Origin of the sequence: Thermanaerosceptrum fracticalcis (assembly GCF_000746025.2) — a bacterium.
GTDB lineage: Bacteria > Bacillota > Peptococcia > DRI-13 > DRI-13 > Thermanaerosceptrum > Thermanaerosceptrum fracticalcis.
Map to the genome: position 1 here is coordinate 1,203,213 of NZ_CP045798.1, position 20,584 is coordinate 1,223,796.

The following is a 20,584-nucleotide window of genomic DNA, read 5'->3' on the forward strand; positions in this document are numbered from 1 at the left end:
TATTACTATCAGTACTGCACCATGTCTTGCGTCCTGTCCATTTTTCTAAAATCTGCCGCAACCTCTAAGCTATTTGATTTTCATGGAGCCGGTTTCGATAAAACGCTGATGCCAGGAGAGAGCTTCTTTTAAAAGATGGGGTGTATGGGCTTGCTTGCCTAAAGTTTTAAGGGCTCTTTCATAGTAATCTAAAAGCATTGGTCTGAAATCGGGATGGGCACAGTTGTTGATGATTTCCAGGGCCCTTTCTCTGGGAGACTTGTTCCGCAGGTCAGCCACGCCGATTTCTGTGACAATGACGTTAACATCATGTTCTGTATGGTCAATGTGGGAGCACATGGGCACAATGCTGGAGATTTCTCCATTTTTCGCTGTAGAGGCGGTAGTGAAGATGGAGAGGTAAGCATTTCTGGTGAAGTCTCCGGAACCGCCTATACCGTTCATCATCCGGGTTCCCATAATGTGTGTGGAATTAACATGCCCATAAATATCCACTTCTATTGCAGTATTCATACTAATGACGCCGAGACGGCGGGCAACTTCGGGGTTGTTGCTGATTTCCTGGGGACGAAGAATGATAGTCTTCTTATAATTCTCAATATTGGCGTAGAATCTCTTTAAGCCTTCAGCCGAGGGTGTCAAGGAGGTACCGGAGCAGACTTTGAATTTTCCGGCATCAATCAAGTCGAGGGCAGAATCCTGGATAACTTCAGAGTAGAATTCCAGGTCGGTGAAATCGGATTCTAAAAGACCTGCCAGTACAGCGTTGGCTACACTGCCTACCCCCGACTGTAAGGGAAGAAGGTTTTGGGGGAGACGGCCGGCTTCTACTTCTTTCTTTAGAAAACCGATAAGGTTCTTCGCCATAGCCCGGGATTCATCATCAAGGGGGGCCAGGGGACGAACATTGTCAGGAATATCTGTGACGACAATGGCAGCGATCTTTTCAGGGTTACACTCAATGTAAGGAGTACCTATTCTCTGTCCCGCTTTGGTAATGGGAATAGGTTCCCGGTTGGGGGGATCATGGGGAATATAAACATCATGCATTCCCTCTAGCTCAAGGGGCTGACTGGTATTCAATTCAACAATAACTTTTTTGGCTACTTTTACAAAAGTAGGAGAGTTGCCTAAAGAAGTCGTAGGAACAATATGTCCATCCTCAGTAATCGCACAGGCTTCAACAATAGCAAAGTCAATATCACCAAAGTATCCGTAGCGCACCTGCTGGGGAGTATGGCTCAAGTGCTGGTCCTGATACTGGACCCCATTAGGATCATTTAAGGCTTTACGCATCTCATTACTGGTCTGATAGGGCAGGCGCTTATGCACCACACCGGCACGGGCCAGTGCTCCGTCTAATTCATCACCAACTGAGGCACCGGTTAACAAATTAATTTTCAGTTTTTCACCTGTCTCCTGAACACGCTTGGCCAGGGCCAAAGGTACGGCTTTAGGATAACCAGACGGGGTAAAACCGCTTGTACCGATATTCATACCGTCTTTGATCATGGCGGCCGCCTGCTCTGCAGACATGATTTTGTCAAGAAGCTTTTTGTTTCTAATACGCTCTTGATACATCTTTTTCCCTCCCTGTAATTTTTATATATCTTAAACCTGAGGCTTAAGTGACACTGGGGTGGGCATTACGCCAAGCAAGGTAATCCCGGTATATTTTCTTAATTCCCACGACCAGGGCCTTTCTCACTTCACCTTTATATCTTTTTTCAATACTTTCCAGGATATTCTGTATATCATCCAGCAGGTTTTTCTGTACAACAAGTTTGCTAAAAAAAGTCCTGGCCACAGCAGTACTGAAAGTGCATTCTGCATCTAGTATACGTGAATCTTCTGGGTCAATCTCCATGGCAATGGTTAAAACACCATAGAGTTTTTCCACCGTTAGCCCTGCGGCGGGTTTGGTTTGGGCGCTAAAAAACAAGGTATCCGCCATTTTGTCACCTCCGTAGGAACGGTTACCACCACTTCTATCCTTAAACGGAAAGGGGATTGAAAATGATTTCACGAAAAACACGGCAAATTTAGATAGTTATATATTATTATTGCTTTAAAATTGCAATAAAAAAACCTGGCAAGATATGCGGCTAAAATAGAACTAAGCAGCATAACCAGCCAGGTTTTACTTACTTTCTGCCGGTGATGGTATTCACCCTGCCATAAGCAAAATGGTAGTTCCAATCAAGTAGCGACCCGCCTCTAGAGGGGCGTCGATCATACTCTTTTATTATTTATTTACACATGAAACCTGGGACCTGTTTTCATAGTAAGTAAGCCATTTTTCGTACATAATCTTAAGACCTGTGACAATGGCTTTTCGTGCACTGCCATAATACCTCTTTTCAAAACGTTCCACCAGATTTTCAATCCCATCAGTTAAGCGGTACCCTATGACCAGCTTTCGGAAGAAATTCTTCCCCACGTTCGTAGCAAGGGTACAATCAGCATCGATAATTGTTCCATCATAGGGATTTACTTCCACACCCACCGCTATCACTTCATATAGTTTCTCAGCAGTAATCGAGGAAGGTAGTTTGGCATAGCCTGTAAAAAATAAAGTTTCTACAACTTCAGCCTGCCCAGAGCTTTCTGGACTTTTCACCTATCCCCCCTCCTCCCCATAGTCCTATTCTTCAATAACATTATATAGTAGTGTGAAATAATGTTCAATGGTACAAAATTGCTATTATTATCTCAATGTTAACTCATCGTTTGCCAATTGTACATATTCGCTATTTAACGACAAAATCCTCTTATAAAAAATTTTTTATAAAATATCTATCCGGTAAACATTCATATAAAAATTAGAAAAGGGGGGAAATCCCCCTTTCTAAGTTAATACATACTTAAACGTTCCTGGATAACCTGGTTTCTTCCGGCGGAACTCCAGGCCGCTGCGGGCTGCACAGGCAAACGGCGAATAGAGGTAATGGTGTAACCTGATCCCATAAAGGCAGCCAGGGCAGCTGCGATGACAGCGGAAATCTCATCTTCATCATCTTGTGCTTTAACAGCCACAGGCTCCACGGTCTCAACTACAGGGGCCTGGGCTTCAGGTTTTTTTCCTGCTGGTTTCCCAACCGCCAGTTCGATGGCTCTGATGACAAAAGTCAGAAAATACAGGGCTACAAATACTACTCCCATGCCGATGATTGAAACTTGTAACCCGAACAGTAGTTTATCCACTTGTAATGCGCCTCCATTATTTTACATCTTTTGTATTTAAAATGTAGAGTTTAAGAGTCAAGACAATTTCTTAAGAGTATTTTTTATTTAAAGAATGGCCAGATCATAGGAATCAGAGCTACAGAAACCACAAACATAACGACGATGAGCGGAGTACCTACTTTAACATAATCCATGAACTTGTAATTGCCAGGTCCTAGGACAAGGGTGTTAGGCGGTGTTCCTACAGGAGTGGCAAAGGCGCATGACGCAGCAATGGCAATGGCCATTAATACCGCTCTGGGATCGGCGCCAAGGCCTTTGGCAATAGCAATACCAATAGGTGCCAGAAGCGCTGTGCTGGCAGTATTTGACATAAACTGAGTTAAACTGCAAGCCAGTAAGAACAGGCCGGCAGTAATGACATAAGGACTGGCGTTTTTGCCAATCAGGCCAATAACTACATCGGCAATCATTTTACCGGCACCGGTTTTATCCAGAGCCTGGGCCAAAGGCAACATACCAGCGAAGAGGAAGATAGTGGTCCAGTCAATGGCTCTGTAAGCCTGCTTGTCAGTCATTACACCGGTGATGACCAGAACCAGTGCACCGATCGTAGCGGAAACGTGAAGTCCTACACCCAGTTGTTTCTCGAATATCATGGCTAACACAGTACCAATCATAACAAGGATAGAAATCATCTGCTTAGTAGAATTAGCCGTCTTATTTCCCGCTTCCGCTTTAACAGCTGCGGCCACTTCCTCCTGGTCTACACCCCGATCGGGGATAAGCTTATAACCGATAGTAAGCATATAAATAATGCCCGCAATAGTAAGAGGAATACCAATAAGACCAAATTCAAAGAAACCGAAAGTTCCTAACCCGGCTTTCTCAATGGCACCTTTAACTACCAGGTTTGGTGGAGTACCTACCAGGGTAATCATACCACCCAGACCTGCAGCCAGGGCCAAAGGCATTAATAGTTTACCGCGGCTGAAACCGGCGGCAGCAGCAATACTGATGGTCACAGGCATTAAGACAGCCGTGGTACCTGTATTGGAAAGTACAGAAGAAAGACCAGCAGCTACGATCATCACTGCAGCGAGCAAAGCCTTTTCGCTCTTCCCCGCTATCTTTACAACACTATTACCAAGTTTGGTAGCCACCCCTGTTTCAAATAGCGCCTGACCAACAACAAACATACCGGCAAAAAGAATAACGTTACTGTCCATAAGTCCGCTGAAAGCTGCTTTGGCATCCAGCACACCTGTAAGGGTTAAAACTACCGCCACGGACATGGCTGTAACAGCCAGAGGAATCACCTCAGTAACAAAGAGCACTGCGGCAGCAGCCAGAATGAGCAAAGTAATAGTTGCAGCTGTCATTTAAATCACCCTCCAAAAATATTGTTGTTTTCTGTTCTTCTACTTCTCTTTTCTTAAGTTGGGGTAACCTGTCTTTTCATCATCACCTCCTTATCTAATTTAGGGGACTCCGTCCCCTAACACCCCTAATATCAGAAAGTTATACTTTCTGATATTATAAAAAAAACCGACTGACTACTTGTTTAAGTAGCTGGTCGGGATTTTTACAAAACAGGTGCACACAACAAATGTAACCTGTGGGGCCTACTGTTGACCCGAGCCAAGCTATTTAAACATACAAGCACTTATTAAAATAAGCACTCCCATGTTACTTAGCCGGGTCTTGCTCCTTAGGCGCCGCACAGGGTCGCTTGGGGCAGAACTCGTCTACCTCGCAAGGGGTGTATGGAATTTAGAATAATTATTCGTCATCTTTTTGTGAAATCCTTCTCTATCCATACTATAATCTACATTATTTTTTAACCTTTTTACAAGACATGATTCTGCTGCAAAAAGTCGAGATTTACGAAGTCTTGTGCTATATATAGATAAACCTTTCTTTTGTAAATCGATATATAGTGTCTGTGCTTTAAAAATATGGTTTTTGTACTAGAATCAAGACATAAATTAGAGGTAATGTCCCTCTTTGCCACGGAGGGAAACATCTCCCACCATGACAGAGCGCACATTTCCATCCTCTGTTCTTACCAGGAGGCAGCCTTCTCCGTTGATATCTTCCGCCACTCCGGTAAAGGTTTCATCTGTAGATGACACCATTACCTCTTGTCCAAGGGTGGAAGTTAAGCTTCGCCAGTGCTTTAGTACCGCCGGAAAACCCTCGGTGAGATATATTTCGTATTCCTTTTCCAATTCTTTTAAGATGGCCTTCAAGAGCCCAACCCTGTTATATTTGGTGTTTCCGGCTACAGCCAGGGAAATGGCTTTTTCCTGTAATTCAGGGGGAAAGTCAGCCATCTCCTGGTTCACATTAATGCCAATACCTATAACGACATAATTAATGATGTCTATTTCGGCACTTAGCTCAGTCAATATACCACAAACTTTTTTACCCGAGAAGAGGATATCATTAGGCCATTTTATGGTGACCGGAAGCCCCGTATAATCCCGGATAGCATGGCAAACAGCCACAGCTGAGACAAAGATTAGCTGTGGGGCAAGAAATGGTTTAAGAGGAGGGCGCAATACCACGGAAAACCAAAGACCAGTGCCCGGAGGAGAAGCCCAGGGACGGCCTAAACGGCCCCTGCCGCTGAGCTGCTGATCAGCTACTACCACCGTACCGTGAGATGCTCCTTCGGCAGCCTTTTTTTTCGCTAAATCATTCGTAGAATTAACCTGTTCAAAAACATAAAGTTCCCGGCCTAAAATTTCCGTCGCTAAGCCGATTTTTATCTCTTCCGGCTTAAGAATATCGGGACGGGAGAGCAGGCGGTAGCCCAAGCGGGGCGAAGAATCAATCTCATATCCTTCTTGTTTTAAATTTTTTATTTGCTTCCAGATAGCCGTTCTTGTTACATGAAGCGTTTTACTGATTTGTTCCCCGGAAACATATTCCCCCTGGTTCTCGATGAGCATTTGTAATATGGCTTGTTTCATGTCTTTTTCCCCTTGTCTTGTACTTATTTCCTAAAACCAGCTTATCCTAAGAGAGAAATTGTTGCAATAGCGTAGTGTTTCTGATAAAATAACAAGAGTGATGCGTATTTCTAGGTATTTCCACAGGCTTAAAGGAGGTGGATTCTATGTCATTCAAATGCGACGTTTGCGGCAAAGGTAAAGCTACCGGTATGCAGGTTAGTCACTCCCACATCAGAACAAAAAAGACCTGGTCACCTAACCTTCAACCTGTGCGGGCTATCGTTAACGGTACTCCTAAAAAATTAAGAGTGTGCACTCGCTGCCTCCGTTCCGGTAAGATACAAAGGGCCATCTAATAGTTGTTAGTTGGCAGTAGGCAGTGATTTGTGAGTTACTAGTTACTAGTTATTAGTTTCTAGTGAAATTAAATTTAAGTATTTTTATTACTTCTAAATAAAGAAGCGGGATTGTCCCGCTTCTTTTATTTGTTCTCCCATTCACGCTACTAACACGTCGGAATTCGGAAAGCGGACGTCGGATATCGCTAATAGCTTCTAATTTCCTCCAGCAAAGCCTCAATCTCCTCCCGGGAAAAGTGATACTGCTTGTTGCAAAAATGGCAGCGCAGCTCGGCGCCCTGCTCTTTCTCCAGCATATCTTTCAATTCTTCGGGCCCCAGGCTGATTAAGATTTTTTCCAGGCGTTCTTTCCCGCAGCGACACAAGAAACGCCAGTCTTCTTCCGCCAGTACTTCAAAAGGGATGTTGCCAAAAACCTTCTGTAAAATCTCAACTTCCTGGAACCCATCGGCAATGAGATTGGTAACAGGTGGTACCTCCCCAATGTTTTTTTCGAGCTGAGCGAGGGTGTCTTCTTGGGCTCCGGGAAAGGCCTGGATAAAATATCCCCCTGCTGCAATGCAAGTATGGTCCCGGTCAATTAACACTCCCAGAGCAACGACAGCAGGAGTTTGTTCCGACTGGTGAAGAAAATAGGCAAAGTCTTCGGCAATTTCCCCACTGACCAGTGGGCTGCTCCCTGTATAAGGTTCTTTAAGACCTAAGTCTTTGGTAACATAGATAAATCCATCCTTGCCCACAGCTCTTCCCACATCCAGTTTGCCCTGGGATGTAGGCGGCAGATGGACATGGGGTTCCTGCACATATCCACGTACGGAGTAATTGGCATCGGCCTGGGTAATAATGCCTCCCAGGGGACCATCGCCGAAAATGCGGACTGTAAGGGTATCCTCACCTTTAAGATTCAGTCCCAAAAACATTGTCCCAATCAGTGCCCTTCCCAAGGCCGCGGTAGCCGTTGGCGAGGTCTCATGGCATCGTCTTGCCGTTTCTACCAGTTCTGTGGCTATACAGGCCGCTGCTCTTATGGAACCGTCCCGGGTAGCGGCCCGGATCAACCTGTTATGCAAAATAGACCCTCCTTAGTACAAAATAATTTTAAATCTTTTCCTCCCTCAGCCTGATTATTAGCAGTAACCCCTCTCCGATTTCAATACTCACGCGATTTTCCGCAAAGACATTACTGATCCCGTTAGGGACCCCCATGGTAAAAGTTCCTCCCGGTACCTGGTAGAGAAGGCCTTCAGTGCGAATGCCTTTGACAACCTCACTGAGAGGTAAAAGTGATACCTGACTCCCCCGCTCCCCCTCTAAAACCATGCTCCGGGAAACCAGCATAATTTCCTGGGTTTCATCCAAAATCCGGATTTTAGCGTGTCTGGCTTGGGGTAAAGCCAGTAATATGACATTGGCATAAGCATGGTCAAAACGCCCACCCAGGCAGCCCAACAAATCCACCTGTGTGTATCCCATTTCCATAGCTTTTAGAAGGGCCAGGTGAGTATCGGTAAAATCTTTCTCCCGGGGATATTGCTCGGTTTTAACACCGGCTACCCGTAATTCCTCCAGTTCTAGCTCGGTTAGGGTATCAAAGTCTCCCACTACCAAATCGGGTAAAATACCCATTCTTTTAGCGTGTCTGGCCCCCCCATCGGCACAGATCAGGAAGTCAGCCTCGGCCACAATTTCTTTATGAAACTCCACATCGTTAAGTGAGCCGCCGGCTATGATTACACATTTTTTTTCAGACATGTTTTCACCCCGTTTTAGTTGATAGTTGTTAAGTAAGTTACTAGTTACTATTTATTAGTTGCTATTTGCTAGTAAATCAATATCCGCTTTCCGATATCCGATGTCTTTTTTGACGAATACGGCTTCGCCTCCCGATATCCGACTTCCGACGTCCCAAGAATTAATATTATGTATCTTTGAAGTAGAACTATCATTATCGGCGGTTGGTTGTCAGAAATCGGTTAACGGTTCACGGTTTACGGTTAACGATTATGCTTAGGTGGCAAAACCTTCATTCTGATTGATAATTTCAGGGTATTTTCGGAAAGCGGATGTCGGAAATCGTATAGTCGAAAAAAGCCGCACAAGGCGGCTTATTTACGTCTGGGCGGATTCCATGAGCTGGGCCACGGCCTGAGCAGGATTAGGATGATTAAACACAAAAGAACCAGCGACCAAAACATTGGCTCCCGCTTCTACCACCAGGGGAGCAGTTTCTTTATTGATACCACCGTCCACCTGTATATACAGTTCCGGATTTCTCTCCTTAGCCCATTCCTTGAGCAGGCTAATCTTTGGCAAAACATTGGGAATGAAACTCTGGCCGCCGAAACCGGGATTGACACTCATTAACAGCACCATATCCAGGTCCTCCAATACGTACTTGATAATATCAAGAGGTGTATGAGGATTTAGCGCTACGCCGGCTTTAGCTCCTGTTTCTTTTATGGCCTGGATAACCCGGTGCAAATGAGGGCAAACCTCGGCGTGTACGGTTAACAAGTCCGCACCTGCAGCCCGGAAATCCCGGAGGTACAGTTCAGGGCGCTCCACCATCAAATGCACATCAAATAAAAGCTGGCTTTTGGGTCTTAAGGCTTTTACCACTCCGGGGCCGATGGTGATATTGGGGACAAAGTGACCGTCCATCACATCGATATGGAGCCAGTGGGCACCAGCCTTTTCTACATAGGCCACAGCCTCACCTAAACGGCTGAAATCAGCGGATAGGATAGATGGGGCCAGTAAAACCATGTTAGTACCTCCTCTCCTGTTCAATAACCTCTTCTAAAATACCTATATACCTCTCGTATCTCATTTTATCCAGATTCCCCAAGGCTACTGCTTCTTTGACGGCACATTGGGGTTCATCACGGTGCAAACAGGTCGTAAAACGGCACAGTTGTTGATACTCAAGAAAATCGGGATAATATTTGATCAACTCTTCCCGCTTTAATTCTTTAGGCAGGTAAATACTGCTAAAACCGGGAGTATCAGCAATGAAGCCGCCTGAAGACAAATGAATCAATTCCACATGCCGGGTAGTATGTTTTCCCCGTCCCATTTTTTCGCTGATTTCTCCTGTTTTTAAAGAAAGACCGGGTTCTAAAGCATTGAGCAAACTTGACTTGCCCACTCCCGAGGACCCGGCAAAAACTGAGATTTTATCTTTGAGAACCTCTTTTAGCTGGTCCAGCCCCCAGCCTTTTTTGGCACTGGCCAAAATAGAGGGGAACCCAGCTTTTTCATATACTTCTTTTACCCTTTGGGACTCAGCGGGAGATACCATATCACATTTATTAAAACACAGTACAGGAACAACTAAACTGAACTGGACCATCACCAGCAGTCTGTCCAGAAGCCGGAAATCCGGGTTCGGATTGGCCAGGGCAGTAACAATCACAGCCTGGTCCACATTGGCAACAGTTGGACGCACCAGTTCCGTCTTCCGGGGTAATACCTGTTCTATGACTGCCTTTTTCCGGTCTTCATCGAGGACGTTAATGATGACACGGTCCCCTGGAAGAAACGTCTGCTTCTTTACCCGGAATTTACCCCGTAAGGAACATTCCCAGAGGCTGTTCCCATCCCACACATAGTAAAAACCGCTGTAACCTTTAGTTATAATTCCTTCTCTGGTCATCACCATCACCTAGCTTACCGGGACCGGTTTTCGTTCCACCAGTCTGTTATTCACATAAACTTCGATAAAGCCGGAGCCGAAATAACTGATACGCCGCTTTACAACTTCCCCCCCGCTGTGGGATTTCTCATAAGCTACATTAACTCCCCGGTCATCGTTGACAACAATTCGCACAAGACCATCGCTGGGGAGCGTCACCGTAACATTGGCCTGTTCTCCTGCGGGACCCGGTCCTGCACTGACCACCAGGTTGACAGTGGAACCCTGCAATATTTCGCTTTCCGGCCCGGGATCCTGGCGAATAACCTGGTCTTTGGGGTATTTATAGTTGGTTTCCGGTTGGATAAAGCCAGGAATCAATTTGTTAGTTTCCAGGATAACCTTGGCCTGGTAAAGGGGCAGGCCAGTGAGATTCGGCATCTTAATCCAGATGGGCTCCGGCCCTTTACTGACAACAAGGTTCACGGCTGTGCCTTCCACTACCTGTTTATCTTTGGCAGGATCCTGGTGAATCACTTCACCGGCGGGAATCTGTTTATGATAGACCCTGGTCACTTCCCCTACTACTAGTTTTTGATTGTCCAGGGTAACTTGAGCTACGGCAAAAGAACTGTTCACGACGTTGGGAACAGTGACCATGGTAGGTCCTTCACTGACCAGCACATCGACGGTTCGGTTTTTTTTCACAATTTCACTGGCACCGGGGGATTGGGAAGTAATTAGTCCTTTGGCAATGGTGGGATGGTTAACGGATTGTACCTCACCAAGGCTTAAACCCGCTTTTTCCAGCTTTTCTCTCCCTTCCTCTACACTCAATTCCACTATGTTAGGAACAGTCACGTCGCCTCTGGCCAAGACGGTAGCCGATAAATACATGCCAATGGCAAAACCCAAAATAAGGAGGACAATCATGACCCAGGTCCACAGCTTCAAGGGGGCGGCCAGGTCATCTTTCCTGGGCTGCTCCCTATTCAACCTGGGTATGGTAATGGTATCCTCGGTTACGGTTTTGTCCACCGGTTTATGCTCCAGCCGGTTGTAAAGAAGCGCGGATATAAGATCCTGGCGCAGTTCCCTCACGGAAGGGTAACGGTGAAGGGGCTCCTTGTCCATGGCTCTCAGGATCACCTGTTCTATGGCCTCACCGATAGCCGGGTTTATCTTACGGGGAGGGACAGGGTCAGATTGCAACTTCTTCAAGGCAATACTGATAGGGGACTCGCCTTCGAAAGGCAGTACACCTGTCAGCATCTCATAAAGCACAACTCCCAGGGAATAAATATCGGATTTTTCATCGGCAATTTCTCCCTTGGCCTGTTCCGGGGAAAAGTAATGAACAGAGCCCATGATACTGCCGGTATGGGTCACCGTCGCCGTGGTCATGGCCCGCGCAATACCAAAATCCGTGACCTTCACTTTTCCCTGGGCAGTAATGATAATGTTATGGGGTTTTATATCACGATGAATAATCTGGTTGTCATGGGCGTGTTCCAAAGCATCACAAATCTGCTTAGCAATATCAACAGCATCTTTAGGTGAAAGAGACCCTTCTTCTTTAATAATCTCTTTAAGATTTCGCCCCTGAATGAATTCCATCACCAGGTAATAGGTTTCTTTTTCTTGCCCTACATCATATATGCTGACGATATTGGCATGAGAGAGACTGGCGACAGCCTGGGCTTCCCGCCTAAAACGAGCCACAAATTCTTCATCACTGGTAAATTGCTCCCGCAAAACTTTAACAGCTACCAACCTATTCAGATAAATATCTCTTGCCCGGTAAACCAGGGACATACCCCCGCCACCGATTTGTTCTAATATTTCATAACGGTTACCCAACAGCCGACCAATCACCATCTCACCCCTTTCTGTCTGACAGTTCATTGTTCCACAGGGTTTTATTCATACTGGACAAGCACAACTGTAATATTATCGTTTCCACCGCGTTCCAAGGCCAGGTTCACCAAATGCTTGACTTTTTGTTTTAAATTGCTTTCCTCACTAAGGACCGTCTTAATTTCCTGGTCCGTCACGTGGTTGGACAGTCCGTCTGTGCATAAAAGCAACATATCCCCCGGTAAAGCCGGTGTTGTGGTAAAGTCAATCTGGGGCAGCACCTGGGTTCCCAAAGCTCTCGTTAAGATATTACGCTGCGGATGATACTGGGCTTCTTCCACGGTGATACCTCCTTTTTGCAGGAGTTCGTTCACCAGGGAATGGTCCTGGGTCAAGAGAGTAAGAGCCTGGTCACGGTATAAATAAGCTCGACTATCACCGATATGGGCGATGTAAATTGAGCCTTTTTGAAACAAAGCCGCCGTGACGGTAGTTCCCATTCCGCAAAGATTCTCACTCTGACCTTGCTGCAAAATTAAGGAATTGGCTTTTAACAGCGCCGTGTGGAGTAAACGGCTGGGGTTCTCCTCCAGATGGGGTTCCCGTATTTCTTCATCTATCACTTTAATCGCCATACTGCTGGCCACAGCCCCTCCCAAATGGCCGCCCATACCGTCGGCCACAACAAAGAGGCCTCTGTCAGCAGAGACCAGATAGTTATCCTCATTATCTTTACGGACAAGTCCTACATCTGTTAAAGCATTCACATGCATACTCTCACCTCACACCTACCGAGGTGCAACATTGACGGGATAAGTCCCTGCCAATTGTCCACACGCAGCCTGGATATCGCTACCTTTTTCTTCACGGATGACAGCTTTGATACCGTTATCCTCCAGAGCTTTTACAAACCTGTACACTTCCGTTAAGGCCGGGCGCTGGTAAACATTATTGTCTGTAGTATTCACAGGAATAATATTGACATTGGCTTCCAGGCCCCGGAGAAGTTTCACCAGAGCATGGACTTCCTTAAGCCCGTCATTAAATCCTTTTACCAAAGCATATTCAAAGGTGATTCTTCGCCCCGTGAGTTCTATGTATTCACGGCAGGCCTTAATTAGTTCCTCTAAAGGATATTTTTGATTAACGGGCATGATCTGATTGCGCAGCTCATTGGTGGGTGCATGGAGGGAGACAGCCAGGACAATATCCAGTTTCTCCCGGGCTAATTCTCTAATCTGGGGTACCAAACCACAAGTAGATATGGTAAAGCGGCGGATGCCGATATTTTGTCCTTGTTCATGATTTAAAATACGGATGCTTTTTAATACAGCCGCTAAGTTAAGGAGTGGTTCTCCCATCCCCATATAGACCACGTTATTGATTTTAAAGTCATTCTCGACTTTGCGCCTGTGATAAGTAATATCCAGGACCTGCCCAGCAATTTCACCGGCCGTGAGATTCCTGGTAAACTTTAGTTTACCCGTGGCACAGAAACCGCATCCCATGGGACAACCCACTTGTGTGGAAAGGCAAACTGTATAGCGTGTCTTCGTGATATCGCCCGTATGGTGTAGCAACACGCTTTCGATATTCCGTCCATCTTTTAACTCCCACAGAAATTTTCGTGTGCCATCATGGCTTATCCGTTCTGTAAGCAGTTTATGAGGTGTAAATTCAGCATATTGTTCCAGCTTTGTTTTTGTTTCTTGACCGATATTGCGCATTTCCGTCCAGTTCTGGACTGCTTTATCCTGGACCCACTGAAATATTTGCTGACCTCGAAAAGATTTTTCCCCCAAAGAAGTTAATAACTCTTTCATTTCCTCTAATGTCAGTCCCCGGATGTCAGCTTTAGCTTCCTTCATGGCCCTCTCCATTATCTTTACTCGGGTTTACTAATATTATCAACTTGGTAAAGGCTTTTCTAAACCTGCGATAAAGAAACCGTCCATCCCATCCTCAAAGGGTAAAAACTGCCTCATTCCCTGTTCCAATTGAGCTGTTTCCTCACTGCCGGCAGGTTCATAGGGAAGGTACGGTTTAAGATTGATGCTTTTGAGTTCAGGATGAGAGGCTTTAATGGCTTCAATGACGCCAAAATTTTCTTCCGGTTCTATAGTACAGGTGCTGTAGATAAGGCGTCCCCCCGGTGCCAATACCTTTAATACACTCTCTAAAATTGCCTTCTGCAGGCTCACAAGTGTCGCAATATCCTCAGGCTTCTTCCGCCAGCGGGCATCGGGGCGCCGGCGGATGACACCCAGACCGGAACAGGGGGCGTCAACCAAAATCAGCGGATAATGGGCTTTTGCTATTTCACCGATTTTGGTGGCATCTTGCAGTTGTGTCCTAATGATCGTAATTCCTAACCGCCTGGCATTTTCGTTTATCAAATTAAGACGGTGCTCATGGACATCACAGGCCACAATGAGTCCTTTATCCTCCATGAGCTGAGCCAAATGGGTAGTCTTGCCGCCTGGGCCTGCGCACACGTCCAAAACCGTCTGATGAGGCTGGGGTTTTAACATGTGGGCCACTAACATAGAACTTTCGTCTTGTACTGTAAACAATCCTGCTTGAAAGGAGGACAATTTACTTAAGGGGGGCGCTGATTTTAAAAGAAGCCCTTCCGGAACTTTATGGCTTACAGCCACCTCACACCCTTCCGCGATCAAACGTTCCTGTAGTGACTCTCTGATTGTCCGCAGAGTATTTGTCCTGATCCATAAATCGGCCGGAGCGTTGTTAAATTCACAAAGCTTAATGGTGTTCTCCAGCCCGTAACGATCTAACCAGCGCCGTACCATCCAGCGGGGATGAGAATAAACCACTTCCAAATATAAAAGAGGGTCGTCCTCTTGGCGGGGGAGTTTGATCTTTTTAGGATTACGCAGATAGTTACGTAAAACACCATTGATTAAACCGGCTACCCCCGTATGAAACAACTTTTTGGCCAGTTTAACGGCCTCATCGGTGACGGCGGCCTGCGGCACTCTGTCCATGTGGTTCAATTGATAAAAAGCCAAGCGCAGTAAAAGGCGGGGGCCTGTTTCCAGTTTACCCGCTTTTTTTACCAGTTGATCAATGAACCAATCCAGCCTGGCCTGGTATTTGATGGTACCATACACCAGTTCGGTAACAAAAGCCCGGTCCAGGGAGGAAAGTTCATACCTGTTTAAATAATCATCGAGGAGGATGTTGGCATAGCCACCCTCCTCGACTTTTAAAAGAACCCTATAAGCTAGTTCTCTAGCTTTCATCCTCTACTATTCGTCCCTTCGTCCTAATAATCCCGATAACAGTAATAGTCTAACCAAATTCAAGACGGCTACTAAAGCTGCTGCCACATAGGTAAGGGCGGCGGCATCCAGTACAGCCTTAGTCCCCGGCACTTCCCCACGGGAAATAAAACCGCGTCCCTCCAGGACAGCCAGGGCCCGGCTGGAAGCATTAAATTCTACAGGGAGAGTAATTAACTGGAAAAGAACTACGGCAGAAAAGAGATACACCCCAAACTTAACCAGAGTAGGACTGGCCAGGATCAGTCCCAGGATGAAAAGGGGCAGGGCCAGGTTAGAGCCGAAAGAGGCTACAGGCAACAGGCTGTGCCTGATATTCAGGGGCAAATAGCCCACATCATGCTGGATGGCATGACCCGTTTCGTGGGCAGCCACACCTAAGGCGGCCAGGGAAGTACCACGGTAGACCTGGGGTGACAGTCTTACTACTTTCGTTCGGGGATCATAGTGGTCACTGAGATGCCCCTCGGTCATCTCCACTTCCACATGGTCCAAGCCCTGCTGTCTTAAAATTTCCCTGGCCACTTGAGCGCCCGTCATACCACAGGCTGAGGCCACACGAGCGAAATAATCAAAGGTGGACGATACTTTGTACTGGGCATACATGGCCAAAAGGATACCCGGGATCAAAATAATCATGGTAGGATCAAAAAATGGACCGTAAAACATACTCTAACCTCCTTCTTGAAAGAACTTGATGGCTTCCTCTACTTTACCAAGATCAACCAGGGTATTACAACAAGGCCCTTCGGGACGTTGATTGACCACACCCATGACAGGTAAACCCACTGTATCCTGGAGACCACTGGTCAAATCCCGTTCACAGGCAATGGCCACTACAGCTTCCGGCCTGTATTCTTTAATAAACTTGCGGGCAAAGGTGCCGCCTGTGGCTACCACCAGGTTCACCTGATACTGTCGGGCAATCTTTAAGAGACTCTCCACCGGGCATTTACCACATTCTCTGCAGTTATTGACGTCAATAGTAATTTTATGCGGGCACTCCACCCATTGTAAACAGTGGGGAGCCAGGATCAGAATGCGCTTTTTCGGTTGAGATTTTACGGTTGTCTTGACAAGCTGGTTGGATACCTGGATATAGGAATTTTTAATTTTATCCTCATCCACACCCAGCCATTTGCCAAACTGGAGGGCAAAGGGGAATAGGACATTGGTGGCTGTGTACATGACATTTTCCAAAGAGGGAATGGTTTTGGCGTGCCAAATGCTCCAGACCAGGGCAACCAGTCCCAGGCCCAGCACCAGGAAAAAACAGATAATAACCGCCACGACCACAGTAAGAATGACTTTGTTCAGCAATAGCCCCTGGCGTGACACAATCCACCAGGCCAGAAATAGAATGAATAATAAAGTGGTAAGGCTAAGACCCAAAAGACCAATATATAGTCTTTTCTTGATATGCTGGTCAATTTTAAGATGTTCCGAAAACATAGCCTACCTCGAGATGATAACCATTACAAAAACTTGTGGCAGCCATAGTCTGTTTGCCAAAGGGCTGTACTTTTGTAACTAAAATACTCCCTTCCCCTGTTTGCACAACGAACCCCCGATCCTTCACAATCTTAAGAACTGTACCAGGCTGGGCTTTTTGTTCCGTCTGGTGATAAATTTGGGCTCCCCTTATTTTCAGAATACTGCCTTTATGCATGGTATATGCCCCCGGCCAAGGTTCCAGACCCCTAATCTGGTTAAAGATGGTCTCAGCCGTCTTTTCCCACTGTATTAATTCATGCTCCCTTTTTAAAAGAGGAGCATAGCTAAAGGCTAACCCATTTTGCGAGATAGGTGAAATCTTTTTATCCTGCCAGAGTTCAATGGTTTTTACCAGAAGACCGGCACCAACCTGGGCTAAAAGGTCATGGAGTTCCCCTGTGGTCATGTCCGGAGAAATAGGAACCTCTTCCTTTAAGAGCATATCTCCTGTATCCAGACCCGTATCCATCAGCATAGTCGTAATCCCGGTAACCTTTTCACCGTTCATAATCGCCCAATGAATGGGAGCAGGACCACGATAAGCAGGCAAAAGTGAAGCATGAACATTAATACAGCCGTAAGGCGGCATACTTAAAATATTTGGGGGTAAAATCTGTCCAAAAGCCACCACAACGATTAAATCCGGTGAAAGATCCTCCAGTATCTCCACAAACCCTTGTTCTCTGATTTTATGGGGTTGATAAATGTTTAATCCCAAGGCTAAAGCAGCCTCTTTTACCGGTGGTAAACTTAGTTTTTGCCCCCTCCCTCTGGGACGATCCGGCTGAGTGATTACCGCAATAATCTCATGTCCCGCCTCATATAAGGCTTTAAGGGAAGGCACGGCAAACTCCGGTGTTCCCATGAAAACTATGCGCATTGTGCCTCCTACTCCACAGTTCGTAAATTTTGCGCTTTATCAATAAAGAGAATACCATCCAAATGATCCATCTCATGCTGAAAGGCCCTGGCCAATAAGTCTTCGGCTTCAATTTCTACGGTTTTTCCTTGACGGTTGAGACCCTTTATTTTAATCTTTTTTGCCCTGGCTACCTCTCCCACTATACCAGGTACACTGAGACACCCTTCTGTATCCGTTTCCAGGCCCTCGCTAAAGACAATTTGCGGGTTAATCAGCTCGAATAATTCTTCATCTCCGATATCCACAACGATGACACATTTGGAAACACCTATCTGGGGTGCAGCCAAACCCACACCGTTAGCGGCATACATGGTCTCTTTCATATTGTCTAATAATTTTAGGATGCTGTCATTGATCTCTTTCACTTCTTTGGCTTTTTCCCTCAGAATGGGATCACCTTTTTTTACAATCTGATAGACGGCCATTCTTACACTCCTTACAGTATACTTTGGGGTTCAATATCGATAATTGTCCTGGGTTCCAGGGGTAACTCCCCGGCTTTATCCTTAATTAGCCGGGCAAGCTTTTGTAGAAAGGTGAGGTTTTCGCTTTTGAGCAGGAGATGATAGCGGTAGCGCCCCCTAATGATAGCAATGGGAGCAGGCGTAGGCCCTAACAATTCAGTTTTATACCGGGAGCTATTTATCTCTATTTTAAGCATTTTCGCAAAAAATTCCACCCTTTCTACTACTTTTTTCTCAACAAATCCACTTATTAAGACGCGTGTCAGGTAATGATAAGGGGGATATTGGAGAATTAGGCGATTCTGCATTTCCTGTTGAAAGAACAGCCTGTAATCATTTTGCACAATCGTTGGAAAAAGGAAATGTTCCGGGTAATGGGTTTGCACCAGGACTTCTCCCTTTTTCTCGCCCCGCCCGGCCCTGCCCGCTACCTGGGTCAGAAGCTGGAAAGTTCTCTCTGCCGCCTGGAAATCCGGCATATTGAGGAGTGTATCGGCATTGATCACTCCCACCAGGGTCACAGCGGGAAAATCAAAACCTTTCGCTACCATCTGGGTGCCTATAAGAATCTGGGCTTTCCCCTCGGCAAACTCTTTGAGAATGGCAGCATGACTCCCCTTGTTTTGGGTAGTATCCGTGTCCATCCGCACATAACGGGTCTGGGGGAAGAGTTTACTGCACTCCCGCTCTACCCTTTCCGTTCCTGTACCAAAAAAACGGATAAAGCCGCTGCCACAGGCAGGACAACTGCGCGGCACCGCCCGCTTAAAGCCGCAGTAGTGGCAGGTTAACACTTGTCCGGTAGCATGATAGGTTAAGGTAATGCTGCAGTGAGGACACATCAGGGGATGCCCGCACTCCCGGCATAAAACAAAAGTATGATATCCCCGCCTATTGATAAAAAGTATGGCCTGTTCCCCGGAAGCCAAGACCCTTTTCAGAGAACCAATCAGGACGCTGCTGAAAAGGCTCGTATTTCCCTCCTTAATTTCTTTTTTCATATCAATAATTGTGATATCCGGTAAGGGATGTTGGCCCGCTCTTTGGGGAAGTTCCAGCAGCCGGTATTGTCCTTCGGTGGCTTTATAAAAGCCCTGCAGGGAAGGCGTGGCCGATCCGAAAACCAGTGTAGCCTGATAATACTTTGCCAACTCTAAGGCAACCTGCCTGGCATCATAGCGGGGATCTGGTTCATTCTGTTTGTAGGTATTCTCATGTTCTTCATCTATAATAATCAGGCCTAAGTCGGAAAAAGGCGCGAACACAGCAGATCGGGGACCTAAAATCACCCGGGCCTCTCCCCGGCGAATCCTCATCCATTCATCATATCTTTCCCCGGCCGATAAGGCACTATGTAGCACAGCTACCTCGGGCCCAAAGGCGTCTAGCAAGATTGAGGTTATCTGCGGCGTCAGGGCTATTTCAGGGACAAGATATAAGGTTTGCTTGCCCAGACTCAGGGCCTCCTCCACTGCTTTGAGATAGACCTCTGTCTTCCCACTGCCCGTAACCCCAAATAGATAAAAGGTTTGAGCATCCTGCTTTCTGATAGACTCACAGATGGCCTGGCAGGCGGCCTGCTGGTACCCGTTAAGCATGAGCGGTCTTTTTGTCTCCAGGATCACGCTTTTGGGATCCCGTCCAGCTTCTACCTCAAATGTTTCAACCCATCCTTTTTCTTTTAAAGCTTTTAATACAGGGCTTACACTTTTACCGTCCTTTTGCAGTTCGGAAATAAGTTTCGGGCCTGCCTTTAGCATTTCTATAATTTCAGCCTGGCGCGGCGCCTTTCTCCTGATGGTCTCCCCATCCTTACACTGGCCAGTTAAACGGACAGCCCTTATCTTTTTGGCAAGAACCCTTGGAGCAAAGACTTTGTTTACCTGCAAACAGCCGGCTTTCTTAAGGCTTTCCAGGGCAGCTTTAGCCTCTATCCCGTACTTCTCCACGATCTGCCGGCGGGTAATTCCCCGAGCCTCATTATCCATTACTTCTTGAAAGATAGCTTTCTCTATTTCGCTAAAAAACAAATGCGCCTCCGGTTTAGCCGGCCCGGGCAGCAAAATCTCCTTTTCTTTCTGCCGGACAGGGGGGGGCAAAAAAACTTGCACCGCTTTATTTAAGGAACATACATAATAATCTGAAAGCCAGGAAGCCAGCTTAAGCCCAGAAGAACTGAGGGTAGGTTCGTCACTCAATACTTCTTTAAGGGGCTTTATCATCTTGAGCTGGGGTTTTTCTTCGTAAATCTTCAGGATAAGGCCCTGCAGCAAGTGCTGGCGCACGGGTACGGAAACAAGAGAACCTACTTGAGCTTCCGCTTTTTCCGGGAGAAGGTAGGTGTAAATCTGATCATGGTTGCTTTCCGGTTGTAAGATTAAGACATCGCAGAACATACCTTTTCTC

General features: G+C 46.4%; 20 protein-coding genes. 1 reads left to right on the plus strand and 19 read right to left on the minus strand.

Annotated features, from left to right (window positions below; all coding sequences use genetic code 11):
* Nucleotides 1-69 precede the first annotated feature (69 nt).
* The 6 genes from BR63_RS06415 to BR63_RS06440 all read right to left on the minus strand — a co-directional run bounded on the left by BR63_RS06415 (nt 70) and on the right by BR63_RS06440 (nt 6,164).
* Complete coding sequence (locus BR63_RS06415; protein ID WP_034423858.1) at nt 70-1,581, minus strand: acetyl-CoA hydrolase/transferase family protein; 1,512 nt, start codon at nt 1,579-1,581, stop codon at nt 70-72.
* Nucleotides 1,582-1,624: 43 nt separating this feature from the next.
* The gene (locus tag BR63_RS06420; RefSeq protein WP_034423856.1) at nt 1,625-1,954 is read right to left on the minus strand and encodes a DUF3870 domain-containing protein; all 330 of its coding nucleotides are present in this window, start codon (nt 1,952-1,954) and stop codon (nt 1,625-1,627) included.
* A gap of 291 nt (nt 1,955-2,245) precedes the next feature.
* Nucleotides 2,246-2,620, minus strand: a complete 375-nt coding sequence (locus BR63_RS06425) for a DUF3870 domain-containing protein (RefSeq protein WP_051966003.1) — start codon at nt 2,618-2,620, stop codon at nt 2,246-2,248.
* A 233-nt stretch (nt 2,621-2,853) separates the two neighbouring features.
* The gene (locus BR63_RS06430) at nt 2,854-3,204 is read right to left on the minus strand and encodes an OadG family protein (RefSeq protein ID WP_051966001.1); all 351 of its coding nucleotides are present in this window, start codon (nt 3,202-3,204) and stop codon (nt 2,854-2,856) included.
* A gap of 83 nt (nt 3,205-3,287) precedes the next feature.
* On the minus strand, nt 3,288-4,568 hold the full coding sequence (locus tag BR63_RS06435) for an SLC13 family permease (RefSeq protein ID WP_034423853.1): 1,281 nt from the start codon (nt 4,566-4,568) through the stop codon (nt 3,288-3,290).
* 606 nt (nt 4,569-5,174) lie between these two features.
* On the minus strand, nt 5,175-6,164 hold the full coding sequence (locus BR63_RS06440; protein ID WP_034423851.1) for a biotin--[acetyl-CoA-carboxylase] ligase: 990 nt from the start codon (nt 6,162-6,164) through the stop codon (nt 5,175-5,177).
* A gap of 146 nt (nt 6,165-6,310) precedes the next feature.
* On the opposite strand from BR63_RS06440, the gene rpmB reads away from it, so the two are divergent.
* Nucleotides 6,311-6,502: a 50S ribosomal protein L28 gene (gene rpmB / locus BR63_RS06445; protein ID WP_034423849.1), complete on the plus strand. Its 192-nt coding sequence runs from the start codon at nt 6,311-6,313 to the stop codon at nt 6,500-6,502.
* Between the two features lie 188 nt (nt 6,503-6,690).
* Here the strand turns inward: rpmB and hslO are convergent, their stop codons facing one another.
* From hslO to priA, 13 genes are all read right to left on the minus strand, one after another.
* Nucleotides 6,691-7,575: an Hsp33 family molecular chaperone HslO gene (gene hslO, locus BR63_RS06450; protein ID WP_034423847.1), complete on the minus strand. Its 885-nt coding sequence runs from the start codon at nt 7,573-7,575 to the stop codon at nt 6,691-6,693.
* 28 nt (nt 7,576-7,603) lie between these two features.
* On the minus strand, nt 7,604-8,257 hold the full coding sequence (locus BR63_RS06455) for a thiamine diphosphokinase (protein WP_034423845.1): 654 nt from the start codon (nt 8,255-8,257) through the stop codon (nt 7,604-7,606).
* A gap of 357 nt (nt 8,258-8,614) precedes the next feature.
* On the minus strand, nt 8,615-9,271 hold the full coding sequence (rpe, locus tag BR63_RS06460) for a ribulose-phosphate 3-epimerase (protein ID WP_034423843.1): 657 nt from the start codon (nt 9,269-9,271) through the stop codon (nt 8,615-8,617).
* A 1-nt stretch (nt 9,272) separates the two neighbouring features.
* Nucleotides 9,273-10,160, minus strand: a complete 888-nt coding sequence (gene rsgA / locus BR63_RS06465) for a ribosome small subunit-dependent GTPase A (RefSeq protein WP_034423841.1) — start codon at nt 10,158-10,160, stop codon at nt 9,273-9,275.
* Nucleotides 10,161-10,169: 9 nt separating this feature from the next.
* The gene (gene pknB / locus BR63_RS06470) at nt 10,170-12,044 is read right to left on the minus strand and encodes a Stk1 family PASTA domain-containing Ser/Thr kinase (RefSeq protein ID WP_081908234.1); all 1,875 of its coding nucleotides are present in this window, start codon (nt 12,042-12,044) and stop codon (nt 10,170-10,172) included.
* Nucleotides 12,045-12,058: 14 nt separating this feature from the next.
* Nucleotides 12,059-12,769 (minus strand): Stp1/IreP family PP2C-type Ser/Thr phosphatase, encoded by a 711-nt coding sequence (locus BR63_RS06475; RefSeq protein ID WP_034423837.1) that lies wholly within the window; start codon nt 12,767-12,769, stop codon nt 12,059-12,061.
* A 15-nt stretch (nt 12,770-12,784) separates the two neighbouring features.
* Nucleotides 12,785-13,864, minus strand: a complete 1,080-nt coding sequence (gene rlmN, locus BR63_RS06480; RefSeq protein ID WP_051965999.1) for a dual-specificity RNA methyltransferase RlmN — start codon at nt 13,862-13,864, stop codon at nt 12,785-12,787.
* Nucleotides 13,865-13,903: 39 nt separating this feature from the next.
* The gene (gene rsmB / locus BR63_RS06485) at nt 13,904-15,259 is read right to left on the minus strand and encodes a 16S rRNA (cytosine(967)-C(5))-methyltransferase RsmB (protein ID WP_034423835.1); all 1,356 of its coding nucleotides are present in this window, start codon (nt 15,257-15,259) and stop codon (nt 13,904-13,906) included.
* A 6-nt stretch (nt 15,260-15,265) separates the two neighbouring features.
* Complete coding sequence (locus tag BR63_RS06490; protein ID WP_034423832.1) at nt 15,266-15,967, minus strand: zinc metallopeptidase; 702 nt, start codon at nt 15,965-15,967, stop codon at nt 15,266-15,268.
* Nucleotides 15,968-15,970: 3 nt separating this feature from the next.
* A complete protein-coding gene (locus tag BR63_RS06495; RefSeq protein WP_034423830.1) occupies nt 15,971-16,750 on the minus strand; it encodes a DUF116 domain-containing protein in 780 nt (259 codons plus the stop codon).
* Nucleotides 16,731-17,672 carry a methionyl-tRNA formyltransferase gene (fmt, locus tag BR63_RS06500; RefSeq protein WP_034423828.1) on the minus strand — a complete coding sequence of 314 codons (942 nt, stop codon included), beginning with the start codon at nt 17,670-17,672 and terminating at the stop codon, nt 16,731-16,733. Before fmt ends, BR63_RS06495 begins: the two co-directional genes overlap by 20 nt.
* Before the next feature lie 8 nt (nt 17,673-17,680).
* Complete coding sequence (gene def / locus BR63_RS06505) at nt 17,681-18,139, minus strand: peptide deformylase (protein WP_034423827.1); 459 nt, start codon at nt 18,137-18,139, stop codon at nt 17,681-17,683.
* 11 nt (nt 18,140-18,150) lie between these two features.
* Nucleotides 18,151-20,574 (minus strand): primosomal protein N', encoded by a 2,424-nt coding sequence (gene priA / locus BR63_RS06510; protein ID WP_034423825.1) that lies wholly within the window; start codon nt 20,572-20,574, stop codon nt 18,151-18,153.
* Nucleotides 20,575-20,584: the final 10 nt, after the last annotated feature.